Below are 12,578 nucleotides of genomic sequence, written 5' to 3' on the forward strand. Positions count from 1 at the left end.
GTCGGTCTATTATCCAGACGGCTCGCGTCTGTGTCTTTCGTGACCACGGTAGCAAGGCAGGACGCCCTGTCAACGCGCAGCCACTCTGAGGCGTCACACCATCAGCCATCCAGTCCCAACATGGTGGTCAGGCGATCCACCGGCAGATAGCCCGGCACCATCTTGCCATCCGGCATCACGATGGCCGGTGTGCCCTGCACGCCCATGCGCGTACCGAGCTGATACTGGCTTTCCACCGGGGCATCACAGCTGGCTTCCTGCTTGGGCGCCTGCCTCTGATTCTTGATCTGGTTCATCGCCTCGGTGCGATTCTCGGCACACCATACCTGAGCCAGCTCGCGTGCGCCCTGCGAGCGCAGACCGCCACGCGGGAAGGCCAGATAACGCACTTCGACACCACGCGCATTGAGCTCCGGCACTTCCTCATGCAGCTTGCGGCAATAGGGGCAGGTGGTGTCAGTGAAGACGCTGATCACCGCCTTGACCTCACCCGCCGGCCGGAAGATGACCATGTCGTCCTCACTGACCTCGGCCAGCAGCTTCTGGCGCTCGCCATTGGCCTTCTGCTCGCTGAGATTCACCAGCCCCTTGTCACCGTCGTTGCGGTACATTTCCCCCACGATCAGGTGCTTGCCCGTCGCATCGGTGAAGAAGGTCTCGCCGCTGGTGAGCTTCACCTCGAAGAGACCCTCGATCGGACTGGAAGCCAGCGACTCCACCGGCAACGGCTGGCCATTGACTACCAGCTTGTCACGCAGGTCATCCAGCGCGTCAGCCTGGGCGAGCGGTGCCATCACGCTCAGCAGGGTAGCAGCGCTCAACAGACGCAACGCCTGTGGCAGGCGCTGCGGGCGGCGGGTGAACTTGCTCATCAGACTCTCCTTGGCGTCCGCGGGGCGAAGTGCCTGGTATCAACCACGCGGATGATGTTCGGCGTGCAGGCGTTCCAGACGCGCCTGAGCCACATGGGTATAGATCTGGGTCGTGGATAGATCACGATGACCCAGCAACAGCTGCACGACACGCAGGTTGGCACCATGATTGAGCAGGTGCGTCGCAAAGGCGTGGCGCAGGGTATGCGGTGACAGGGGCTTGTCGATACCGGCCGTGACGGCGTGGCGCCGGATGCGGTGCCAGAAGGTCTGCCGCGTCATGGCCTTGTCATGCCGACCGGGAAACAGCGCCGGGCGCGTCTGGTCGGCCATCATCGCAGGTCGGCCAGCCGACAGCCAGCGTGACAGCCAGTCACAGGCCTCCTCGCCCAACGGCACCAGCCGCTCGCGATCGCCCTTGCCGATCACTCTGACCACGCCCTGGCGCAGATTGAGCGCATCGACCCGCAGACCGACCAGTTCACTGATGCGCAATCCCGCGCCATAGAGCACCTCCAGCATGGTACGGTCGCGCAGGCCGATGGCCGTCTCGAGATCCGGCGCCTCCAGCAGGCGCTCGACTTCCTCCTCGTCGAGCGTGCCAGGCAGGCTGGGGATCACGCGGGGAAGGCGCACCTCATGCACGGGATCCGCCTCGATCATGCCCTCGGCCAGTGCCCAGCGATAGAACCGCCGCAACGCAGACAACAGTCGCGCGGTGGAGCGCAGCGCATGCGATTCACGTCGTGAGTCACAGAATGCCTGCACCTGCACAGGGGTCGCCTCCAGCAATGGCGTGGCTTCGCCTCCGGACTCCTGCTGCTCCAGCAACCACCGCTGCCAGCTCTCGAGGTCACTTCGATAGGCACCAAGCGTGTTGTCACTGGCGCCGCGCTCCAGCCACAACGTATCGAGAAATGCCGCGACCAGCGTCTCGTCATCCTTCATGCCTGCTTCCTCCTTCCCGATGCGCGCAACCGACACCTTCCGGCGCGACGACTGCCGAATTCTACCGTGACGCCCTGACGTTGAAATGAATCCGACGGTCACTGCGGCAACTTTCCCTCATCCACAGACACAAAGACCCCGCCATGCGAGGCATGGCGGGGTCTTTGTGTGGCGGAGGAGCAAGTGGCAATTCGCTCCTCCGCCGTACTGCCGAGTTCTGCAGTCAGGGAATGCGGAGCGCTTAGCCCAGCTTTTCCTTGATGCGTGCAGACTTGCCGCTACGCTCACGGAGGTAGTACAGCTTGGCCTGACGGACGTCACCACGACGCTTGACGTCGATGGCAGCAACCTGCGGGCTGTAAGTCTGGAAAGTACGCTCGACGCCCACACCGTGGGAGATCTTGCGGACGGTGAAGGCGGAGTTCAGACCGCGGTTACGCTTGCCGATCACCACGCCTTCGAAGGCCTGCAGGCGCTCGCGGGTACCTTCGACGACCTTGACCTGGACGACGATGGTGTCGCCCGGTGCAAAGGCCGGGATTTCCTTGGCCATCTGCTCGTTTTCGATCGCCTGGATCAGTTTGTTCTTGCTGCTCATCGCTAGCTCCAAATTCGTTAGCATCAACCCTGAGGCTGATGTTCGTCATGACCCCGGCACCGCAAACGGCCTTGAACACGGGGATCGACCTTGTGTGTGACGCGCCACGGGGCTCCCGCAAGATGACTCCGGGCCGTGCCGCACCTCCGCCACGGTGGCGGCCTTCTCCTGACGGCGAACGCGAGGTACGCGAAGGTCAGGCCTTGCCTTTCCGGGCGTGCTGCGCGATGAACTCGTCGAGCAGCTTGCGCTCCTCACGAGTCAACGTGCGGCTCTCCAGCAGATCCGGACGCCTGAGCCAGGTACGTCCCAGAGACTGTTGCAACCGCCAGCGCTTGATCAGGGCATGATTGCCACTGAGCAGCACTTCCGGCACTCGCTTGCCGTCGATGACTTCGGGGCGAGTGTAGTGCGGACAATCGAGCAAGCCGTCGGTGAAGGAATCCTCCTCCGCACTGGCTTCATGCCCGAGTACGCCCGGCACCAGGCGCGCTACCGTATCGATCAGGACCATGGCTGGCAGCTCACCGCCAGACAGGACGTAATCGCCGATCGACCATTCCTCGTCGATCTCCTCTTCCACCACGCGTTCGTCAATGCCTTCATAGCGTCCGGCCACCACGATCAGGCGCTCATTCGTCGCCAGTTCGCGGGCACCGGCCTGATCCAGCTTGCGGCCTTGCGGGGAGAGATAGATCACGCGGGCGTCGTCACCGCCAGCGGCACGGGCGTCACGAATGGCGCCTCGCAGGGTCTCGACCTTCATCAACATGCCGGGACCACCGCCGTAGGGACGATCATCGACCGTACGGTGCCTGTCGGTGGCGTAGTCACGCGGGTTCCAGAAATCGACCTCGAGCAGGCCCTTGTCGACCGCTCGGCCGGTCACGCCACTGGCGGTGATCGCCGTGAACATTTCCGGAAACAGACTTACTACACCAATCCACACAGGCGTCAGCTCTCTGTGCTTTTCATCAGAATTCGGGATCCCAATCGACGCTCATGCGTCCATTGACGAGATCCACATCGCGAACCACCTGATCGGGCAGGTACGGCACGAGCCGTTCCTTCTCATCGATGCTGTCGTCGTTCGGCTTGATCACCAGAACGTCGTTGGCACCGGTTTCCATCAGGGTGTTCACTTGTCCGAGGCGCTGGCCATCCAGCGTCACCACCTCGAGACCTTCCAGTTGATGCCAGTAGTACTCACCCACCTCGAGCTGCGGCAGTTGCTGCTTGGGCAGGAGAATCTCCGCCCCGGCCAGCGCCTGCGCCGCTTCGCGATCGTCGACACCTTCCAGCTGCGCCACCAGACCCTTGCCATGACGACGTGCCTGGGCAAGTCGCGCGGGAATCTGCTTCCCGTCAAGCTTCAGGATCCAGCCGGCGTAGTCGAAGATGCCATCGATCGGGCTGGTGTAGGAGTACACCTTGAGCCAGCCTTTCACGCCATAGGGGCTGGTAAGCTTCCCCATGACCACCACATCATCGCCATGCGAGGTGTGTGCGGTCGGCTGCGGGTTGTTCGAGTGAGTAGGCATCCTGGAAATCAAGCCTGCTGCTTGCCAGCTTCCTTGATCAGCTGAGCGACACGGTCAGAGACCTGTGCGCCCTGCTGCTGCCAGTGAGCGATGCGCTCGAGATCGATGCGCAGACGCTCTTCCTGGCCGCGAGCGACCGGGTTGAAGAAGCCGACGCGCTCGATGAAGCGGCCATCACGGGCTGTGCGGGAATCAGCTACAGCCAGGTGGTAGAAGGGACGCTTCTTGGCGCCACCACGTGCCAGACGAATGGTAACCATTGCGTAATCTGTCCTTCGTGTTGAAGTGAAAATCGTGCCACAGAACTCGGCTTCGCATGGAGGGTCCACACGAAGAGGCGACATTCTACGGAAAATGCCAAGCCTTGGAAACCTTTTTCCATGGCCATACGCGCGCCCCGCGACACGAGCCGTGTCACGGGGCGCGATTCGTGACTCTGACGCCACGAAATCCTGTCGGCGAGAACCTCAGTGCCTTGCCGGAGACTCAGCGACGCGGGAAGCGTCCTCCGCCCGGGCCACCCATGCCTCCCATCCCGCCGGGACCGCCCATGCCGCCGGGGCCACCCATGCCACCGGGACCGCCGCCGCCCATCATGCCGGACATGCCACGCATCATCTTCTGCATGCCACCTTTCTTGCCGGCCTTCTTCATCATCTTGGCCATCTGCTTGTGCTGCTTGAGCAGACGATTGAGGTCCGGCACCTGGGTACCGGAGCCCATGCAGATGCGACGCTTGCGCGAGCCATTGATGAGATCCGGGTTGCGACGCTCCTTGGGTGTCATGGAGTTGATCATCGCCTCGAGCTTGCCCAGCTCCTTCTCGCTGGCCTGGCTCTGGGCGACTTCCGCCAGCTGCCCCATGCCCGGCAGCTTGGACATCAGGCTACCCATGCCACCCATGTTCTTGAGCTGCTGAAGCTGATCGCGGAAGTCCTCGAGATCGAAGCCCGAGCCTTTCTGGACCTTCTTGGCCAGCTGCTCAGCCTTGGTCTTGTCGACGCTGCGCTCGGCTTCCTCGATCAGCGACAGCATGTCGCCCATGCCGAGGATGCGCGAGGCGATGCGGTCCGGGTGGAAGGGCTCGAGGGCATCGACCTTCTCCCCCATCCCCATGAACTTGATCGGCTTGCCGGTGATGTGGCGAACGGACAGCGCCGCACCACCACGCGCATCACCATCGGCCTTGGTCAGCACGACACCGGTCAGCGGCAGGGCTTCATGGAAGGCCTTGGCGGTATTGGCGGCATCCTGACCGGTCATCGCATCGACGACGAACAGCGTCTCATCAGGATTGACGCTGCGATGCAGCGCCGCGATCTCGTCCATCATGTCGGCATCGACATGCAGACGGCCGGCGGTATCCACCAGCACCACGTCGTGGAACTGGATACGCGCGTGCTTCATCGCCGCTTCAGCGATGGCGACAGGCTGCTGGGAGGAGTCGGAGGGGAAGAAATCCACCTCGACTTCCCTGGCCAGCGTTTCCAGCTGGTCGATGGCGGCCGGACGATAGACGTCCGCCGAGACCACCAGCACCTTCTTCTTCTCGCGCTCACGCAGATAACGCGCCAGCTTGGCGACGGTGGTCGTCTTGCCCGCACCCTGCAGACCCGCCATCAGAATGACGGCCGGGCTGCCCTTGAGCACCAGACCTTCATTGGCTTCGCCCATGATCGCTTCCAGCTCCTGCTGGACGATCTTGACGAACTGCTGACCCGGCGACAGGCTCTTGGACACTTCCTGACCGACGGCACGCTCGCGCACGCGGTCGATGAAGGCCTTGACCACCGGCAGTGCGACATCCGCCTCAAGCAACGCACGGCGCACTTCACGCAGCGTGTCCTTGATGTTGTCTTCCGTCAGCTTGGCCTGGCCGGTAATCGACTTCAGCGTCTGCGACAGGCGATCACTCAAACTTTGAAACATGGGCCTCTCCGGCTAGGGACGTCTGGGGGCCGCTCGCAGCGGCTCGAGGACAGTGCTGTCCTCGATTCCGGGGGTCACGGCATGACGCCCCAGCGCGTGAATGGTTCATCCTGTGGCGCATTATACGCACAGGGCGGGTCTGTCTCCATGATGGGGACACTCAAGCGCCGACCAAATCCTCTCTCGCCGGGAATTCTCTCCCCGACACGGCTCCGCCAGCCTCCTCAAAGCGCGTGGCGTGGATGCAATCACATGAGTGCATTCGGTATAGTCACATCATATAGGCAGCGTCTCGTACAGGACCTGCCTCCTTGTACATCCTCGGCACCTGGACAACAGCACATGCAGGCTCTGCCCTTTGCCTTTCTGGCCATCATCTTCTATCTCGGCGCCGGCCTGTGGCAGGGCCTGACGCTCATCCGCCGGGTACCGTCCAGACCACGTCTGGTACGCGGCCTGGCACTGGTAGCCGTCGCCTGCCATGCCGTGATCGTCTGGCTCACCATCAGCCATGGCGGCGAGCTGCACCTCGGACTGTTCGAGAGCGCCTCGCTGGTCAGCTGGGCCATCAGCCTGCTGCTGATCCTGGCCAGCATGTTCAAGCCGGTGATTGCCGGCGGTGCCGCCCTCTTCCCCGTGGCGGCCATCTGCGTCCTTGGCGTGATGAATCTTCCCAGCGCCAATACCGAGAATCCACTTTCCGCGGGACTCATCGCCCACATCCTCACCTCGGTGGCGGCACTGGCCTTCTTCAGCATCTCGGCCATGCAGGCCGGTCTGCTGTCATTGCAGCAACATGCGCTGAAGAAGCGTCACACCCGCGGCATCGTCCAGGTACTGCCCGCGCTGACCAGCATGGAGCGCGCACTGTTCGAGCTGATCTGGGCCGGAATGATCCTGCTCAGCGTGTCGATTCTCAGCGGCATGATCTACCTCGACAACCTGTTCGCCCAGCACCTCGCGCACAAGACGGTCCTGAGCTTCGGCGCCTGGGTGATCTTCGCCGTGCTGCTGTTCGGCCATCATGTCCTGGGCTGGCGCGGACAGCGCGCGGCGCGCTGGACGCTGGGCGGCTGCCTGGTGCTGGCGCTGGCCTTCTTCGGCACCAAGTTCGCCCTGCAGGTCGTGTTTTCCCACTGAGCGTCGCTGTCGTGACGGGCAGCACCCGCAGCAGCTGGTGCATTGCCGTCACGGCAGCAGTATCATGCGCGTAAATCCGCCACCGAGGACCCTTCACTCTTGAGCGACGACACCCCGCTGGGGCTGCTGTTCGGCCTGCTGGTCATCCTGATCTTCCTGTCTGCCTTCTTCTCGAGCTCCGAGACCGGCATGATGTCGATCAACCGCTATCGCCTGAGCCACCGCGAGAAGAGCGGTGAGCGCGGCGCCAAGCGCGTCACCCGCCTGCTATCTCGCCCGGACCGTCTGATCGGCGTCATCCTGATCGGCAACAACTTCGTCAACAATCTGGCAGCGTCTCTGGCCACCATCATTGCCATCCATTACTTCGGTGATGTCTCCGGCCCTGCCATCTCCACTGCCGTCCTCACCATCGTGGTGCTGATCTTCGCCGAAGTGACGCCCAAGACCATGGCCGCCGTGAATCCCGAGCGTATCGCCTATCCGGCGTCGGTGATTCTCGAACCCATGCTCAAGCTGCTCTATCCGCTGGTCTGGCTGGTCAATGGCATTTCCAATGGCCTGCTGCGCCTGTTCGGCGTTCGCGATGTCAGCGGCGGGGCCGACAGCCTGACCCGTGACGAGCTGCGCACCGTGGTCCACGAGGCTGGCAGCATGATCCCGCGCCGTCACCAGGGCATGCTGCTGTCGATCCTCGACCTCGAGAACGTCACCGTCGATGACATCATGGTGCCGCGTCAGGAAATCTTCGGTATCGACCTCGATGATGATCTCGACATCATTCTCAGTCATATCCGCGCCAGTCAGCACACGCGAGTGCCGATCTACAAGGGTGACATCAACAACATCATCGGCATCCTGCACCTGCGAAATGCGGCCCGTTTCCTGTCACTGGACGAGGTCACCAAGGCCTCCATCATCCAGGAGGCCCGCGAGCCCTACTTCATCCCGGAATCCACCCCGCTGCATACCCAGCTGCTCAATTTCCAGAAGCAGAAGCGCCGCATCGGCATCGTGGTCGACGAGTATGGCGATGTGCAGGGGCTGGCGACACTGGAGGATATCCTTGAGGAGATCGTCGGCGAGTTCACCACCGACGTGGCCGGCACCCATCAGGAAATCCATCCTCAGGACAACGGCAGCTACGTGATCGAGGGTACCGCCAACATCCGCGAGATCAACAAGGCCATCGGCTGGCAGCTGCCGACCGATGGCCCCAAGACGCTCAATGGCCTGATCCTCGAGCACCTGGAATCCTTCCCGGATGCGCCAGCCAGCCTGGCCATCGGCACGACCCGCATCGAGATCCAGCAGGTCAAGGACAACCAGATCACCTCGGCACGCTGCTGGCAGGCCTCGCGCACCACGCGCACCTGATCCAGCGCCTGCTGGGTAACGTTGCAGCGTCATGCGCGAAGGGCCCGCCATCTGGCGGGCCCTTCGCGTTCACGTCCATTGCAATGCGGTGTTGCACGCCACGGGGCGGCCAATGCCGGAGACACACGCTATCCTGTGCCTGCCCGGAACGCCGGATCGCCGGATCGCCGGATCGCCGGACCACCTTTTCCTGCACTGCCCACTACCCGCAAATGGCCCTCATGACCCAAGCCTCCTCCCCGACGACTGTCCTGCACCACCACCCCGCACGCTTCACGCTGATGCTGGCACTGATGGTGGCGCTCGCGCCTCTGGCGACCGACGCCTATCTACCCGCCATGCCTTCCATGGCAGGCGACTTCGGTGTGGACGAGCATCGCATCGGCCTCACCATCACCATGTTCTTCTTCGGCTACGCGATGGGTCAGCTGGGCGGTGGCCCGCTATCCGACAGTCTCGGGCGCCGCCCCGTCGCCCTGAGTGGTTTCGTGCTGTTTCTCGTCGCCGGACTTGGTTGCGCACTGACACGAGACTTCCACTGGCTGCTGGTCTGGCGAGTGCTTCAGGGCATCGCCACCGGCATGACCGGCGGTGTCTCGCGCACCGTGGTGAGAGACGTCGCGACCGGCAAGGACGCCGCTCGCCTGATGACCAACGTGACCATGGTACTGATGACGGCGCCACTGATAGCGCCGTCCCTGGGCGCCCTGGTGATCTCGCTGAGCCACTGGACGACGATCTTCTTCGCGCTGGGAGTCTACGGGCTGATAGTCGGTCTGATCATCCATCGCTGGCTGCCGGAGACCCACCCCGCCAGCGAGCGCACGCCCTTCAGACCACGCAACGTGCTGCGCAGCTATGGCGACGTCCTCACCACCCGGGGAGCCCCGGGGCACCTGATGCTGATCCTGTGCGGGCCCGGCATCATGTTCACCTTCATCACCAATGCCAGCTACCTGTATCAAGGGCTGCTCGGGATGACACCGCCGCAGTTCGCGCTGGCCTTCGGCGCCAATGTGGTCGCGATGTTCGTCGGCAACCGTCTCAATCACCTCGGCCTCAAGCACCTGCGCACGCGCACGCTGGTCAAGCTGGCATTGAGCGTCCAGCTGACCGGCATCACCTGGCTGCTGGGACTGGGCCTCACTGGCACGATCAGCGCCGCCATCCTGATTCCCGGCATGCTGGTGGTACTTGGCGCAGGCGCCATGATCACCCCCAACGTGATGGCGGACTACCAGTCGCTGTTCACCCGCGGCCACGGGGTCGCCAACGCCATCTCGGGCACCGCGCTCTTCCTGGGCGGCGGACTCTACGGTGCGATTGCCAGCCTGTGGCTGAACGGCTCCAACATGCTGCCGGTACCGCTGGTCATGCTTGCCGCATGCCTGGTGGGCGGCATCGGCTTCTGGGTCACCCGCCACACCGCGCCATCCAATCAGCCTGCCGCCCACGGCAGCAGCTCCAGCGCCCCCGCGTAAGCGCCATCACTGTCCACAGAACGTGAACCGCATACGTAAAGACGCCGCCCGTGAAGCCACGGACGGCGTCTTTTTTTCAGGGAACGCTCTTGCGCTCACCACGTGAGGGGGCAGCCACCCTCGACCAGAGCAGCTTCACCCCGTCATTGGCAGTCCGCCAGGCGTGTCGCCTTGCGATGCAGATCGCGCACGGCCTCTTCCAGCTCCGCAGCCTTGACGTTCTCCGGCGCGAAGGTGCGACCGACGCACAACTCCACCCGACCACGCAGGCGACGCGGCCACTTGGCAAAGGCCGGTCCGCCGCCGTGGGAGAACCACGACCCCCACAAGCCCCCCAGAGCCATCGGGATCACCGGCGCCGGATCACGCGCCAGGATCAGCTCCAGCCCACGCCGGAAGCGTCCCACTTCCCCATCTCGCGTCAGCTTGCCTTCCGGGAAGATCATGACCACCTCGCCCTCGCGCAGCGCCTTGCCGACCTCTTCCAGTGAACGGCGCACACCGGCGGGGTCCTTGCGCGAGGAATCCACCGGAATGGCCCCCGCAATGCGGAAGAACCACTTGAGCCAGGGAGAGTGATAGATCTCGGCATCCATCAGAAACCGCAATGGGCGCGGGCTGGCGCCGCCGAGTATCAGCGCATCCATGAAGCTGACGTGGTTGCACACCACCAGTGCCGCGCCTTCCGCCGGTATCCGCCAGCGCCCCTTGAGGTGCAGCCGATACATCAGGTGAATGAGGATGAAGATGATCAGCCGCAGGAAGGGCCGCGGGTCACGCAGCATGCAGATCACCGCGATCAATCCACTGATCAAGGACAGCAGCAGCAGGAAGTCCGGAATATCACGCCCCATCACGCCCAGCACCAGAATGCCGGCACCGGCCGAGAGCACCATCAGCAATGCATTGAACACATTGTTGGCCGCGATCATGCGCGCGCGATGGTCCTCGGGGCTGCGCAGCTGCAACAGCGTGTAGAGCGGCACGATATACAGGCCGCCGCCGAAGCCGATGACGCCGAGATCCAGCCACATGCGCCAGAATCCGGCGATGCCCAGCAGCTCGATCAGCGGCGTGGCCATCTGGGCCTCAGCCAGCGCCGGGCGCAAGGCAAGGTCCAGCCCGCCGGCAAAGATGATCAGCGCCCCGAAGGGCACAAGCCCTGTCTCGAGTCGTCCGCGCGAGACACGCTCACAGGCCAGCGACCCCAGGCCAATGCCGATGGCAAAGGCCGCCAGCAGGGCCGATGTCGCCCCTTCGGCCCCATGGACGATATCCCGCGCATACGCCGGTAATTGCGTCAGATAGCTCGCGCCGAGGAACCAGAACGCACTGATGCCGAGCAGCGCCCAGCGTAGCCGACGATTGCTCAGCCCCTCGCGCATCACCGCCACGCTGCCGGACAGCGGCCGCCAGGGCACCGGCCCCGGAGAAGCGGAAGGCGCCGGAGGAATGCGCATGGCAGCCAGTACGCCCAGCACCGCCAGCGACACCAGCGATGCCGACAGCGCCCAGCGCGCCAGCTCACCGCCCAGCGCCATCAAGGCCGCAGCCGCCAGGGTACCGACCAGAATGGCGAGGAAGGTGCCCAGTTCGACCCAGGCGTTGCCACTGACCAGCTCATCGGCCTTGAGATGCTGAGGCAGGATGGCGTACTTGACCGGGCCGAACAGCGCGGACTGGGTGCCCATCATGAACAGCAGCGCCAGCAAGAGCTCCCAGGCCTCGAAGATCAAGGCACCCGCCGCCACGCTCATGGTGGCAAGCTCCAGCCACTTGAGCCTGACGATCAGCCGCTGCTTGTCGAGGCGGTCCGCCAGCAGGCCACCCCAGGCGGAAAACAGCAGAAAAGGCAGGATGAACAACCCGGCGGCCAGATTGTTGACGACGCCGGTGTCCCAACCGCGCTGCTCGATGACCACGAAGGTCAGCAGCAGCAGCAGCGCGTTCTTGAAGAGATTGTCATTGAAGGCCCCGAGGGCCTGGGTCCAGAAGAAGGGGGCAAAGCGTGGCCGCCGCAGAAGGTCTCGACTCATCGCCCTGCTTCCGTGGCATCCCCCGAGCCTGCAGCCTCGCTGCGCACCTTGAGCCCCGCCAGCATGGTATCCAGCAGCTGGTCGAGCAGTTCCGTGACTTCCAGCGGCTGTCCTTGCCACAGACCCAGGCGTTCATTCATGCCCAGCTGGACCAAGCCATGCACGCTGCCCCACAGGGTTCGCGCCATGCGCTTGGCTTCCACTGACTCCACCTTGGGAGCGTACTCGACCAGAGCCAGCTCCACTCGCTCGAACAAGCCTTCGATCATGGCGTTCTGACGCTGATCCAGCTCCCCTTCCTGGGCCAGCGGGAAATCGAACAGCAGCTGCCAGCGATAGGGGTCGCGCTGGGCAAAGCCCCAATAGGCTCGCGCCAATGCCTTGAGACGCTGGGAGGGGCTCGGGGTCTCCTGCCCGGCAATCGCATCGCGCAGACGGTCCAGGGTCGTCAGATTGACGTGCTGGAGCAGGTTGCCAAAACTGCCGTAGAGCTTGAGCAGGGTACTGGGGGCGCAACCGACTTCGCGAGCCAGGTTGCGCAAGGACAAGGCGTGAACGGGCTGCTGCTTGAGCCATTCATCGCATGTCTCCATTACCCGCGCATGCAGCGCTTCCGGTGCATGCTGACGTGGACGGGCCATCGAATTCCTCTGGTG

Annotated in this window: 12 protein-coding genes; 3 read left to right on the forward strand and 9 right to left on the reverse strand. The window is 63.6% G+C overall.

Going from position 1 to position 12,578, the window contains the following annotated elements:
* Positions 1-101: 101 nt before the first annotated feature.
* From BOH68_RS16095 to ffh, 7 genes are all read right to left on the reverse strand, one after another.
* A complete protein-coding gene (locus BOH68_RS16095; protein WP_077373626.1) occupies positions 102-872 on the reverse strand; it encodes a DsbC family protein in 771 nt (256 codons plus the stop codon).
* A 39-nt stretch (positions 873-911) separates the two neighbouring features.
* A complete protein-coding gene (gene xerD, locus BOH68_RS16100; protein ID WP_077373623.1) occupies positions 912-1,820 on the reverse strand; it encodes a site-specific tyrosine recombinase XerD in 909 nt (302 codons plus the stop codon).
* 241 nt (positions 1,821-2,061) lie between these two features.
* Positions 2,062-2,418 (reverse strand): 50S ribosomal protein L19, encoded by a 357-nt coding sequence (gene rplS / locus BOH68_RS16105; RefSeq protein WP_043336437.1) that lies wholly within the window; start codon positions 2,416-2,418, stop codon positions 2,062-2,064.
* A 196-nt stretch (positions 2,419-2,614) separates the two neighbouring features.
* The gene (gene trmD, locus BOH68_RS16110) at positions 2,615-3,367 is read right to left on the reverse strand and encodes a tRNA (guanosine(37)-N1)-methyltransferase TrmD (protein ID WP_065392606.1); all 753 of its coding nucleotides are present in this window, start codon (positions 3,365-3,367) and stop codon (positions 2,615-2,617) included.
* Positions 3,368-3,392: 25 nt separating this feature from the next.
* Positions 3,393-3,959, reverse strand: coding sequence for a ribosome maturation factor RimM (gene rimM / locus BOH68_RS16115; RefSeq protein WP_065392605.1), 567 nt, complete (start codon positions 3,957-3,959; stop codon positions 3,393-3,395).
* An 8-nt stretch (positions 3,960-3,967) separates the two neighbouring features.
* Positions 3,968-4,219 (reverse strand): 30S ribosomal protein S16, encoded by a 252-nt coding sequence (rpsP, locus tag BOH68_RS16120; RefSeq protein WP_065392604.1) that lies wholly within the window; start codon positions 4,217-4,219, stop codon positions 3,968-3,970.
* A gap of 226 nt (positions 4,220-4,445) precedes the next feature.
* A complete protein-coding gene (gene ffh / locus BOH68_RS16125) occupies positions 4,446-5,888 on the reverse strand; it encodes a signal recognition particle protein (RefSeq protein WP_077373620.1) in 1,443 nt (480 codons plus the stop codon).
* Positions 5,889-6,230: 342 nt separating this feature from the next.
* Between ffh and BOH68_RS16130 the strand changes: the two genes are divergently transcribed.
* The 3 genes from BOH68_RS16130 to BOH68_RS16140 all read left to right on the forward strand — a co-directional run bounded on the left by BOH68_RS16130 (position 6,231) and on the right by BOH68_RS16140 (position 9,886).
* Positions 6,231-7,028: a cytochrome C assembly family protein gene (locus tag BOH68_RS16130; RefSeq protein WP_077373617.1), complete on the forward strand. Its 798-nt coding sequence runs from the start codon at positions 6,231-6,233 to the stop codon at positions 7,026-7,028.
* 99 nt (positions 7,029-7,127) lie between these two features.
* A complete protein-coding gene (locus BOH68_RS16135; RefSeq protein WP_077373614.1) occupies positions 7,128-8,405 on the forward strand; it encodes an HlyC/CorC family transporter in 1,278 nt (425 codons plus the stop codon).
* Positions 8,406-8,626: 221 nt separating this feature from the next.
* A complete protein-coding gene (locus BOH68_RS16140; RefSeq protein ID WP_170877369.1) occupies positions 8,627-9,886 on the forward strand; it encodes a multidrug effflux MFS transporter in 1,260 nt (419 codons plus the stop codon).
* Positions 9,887-10,029: 143 nt separating this feature from the next.
* Here the strand turns inward: BOH68_RS16140 and BOH68_RS16145 are convergent, their stop codons facing one another.
* Entirely contained in the window at positions 10,030-11,922 is a 1,893-nt protein-coding gene (locus BOH68_RS16145) for an MFS transporter (RefSeq protein ID WP_077373608.1), read from the reverse strand.
* Positions 11,919-12,563, reverse strand: a complete 645-nt coding sequence (locus tag BOH68_RS16150; RefSeq protein ID WP_077373605.1) for a TetR/AcrR family transcriptional regulator — start codon at positions 12,561-12,563, stop codon at positions 11,919-11,921. Before BOH68_RS16150 ends, BOH68_RS16145 begins: the two co-directional genes overlap by 4 nt.
* Positions 12,564-12,578: the final 15 nt, after the last annotated feature.

It is taken from the genome of Cobetia sp. MM1IDA2H-1 (assembly GCF_002916775.2).
Classification (GTDB): Bacteria; Pseudomonadota; Gammaproteobacteria; order Pseudomonadales; family Halomonadaceae; genus Cobetia; species Cobetia marina.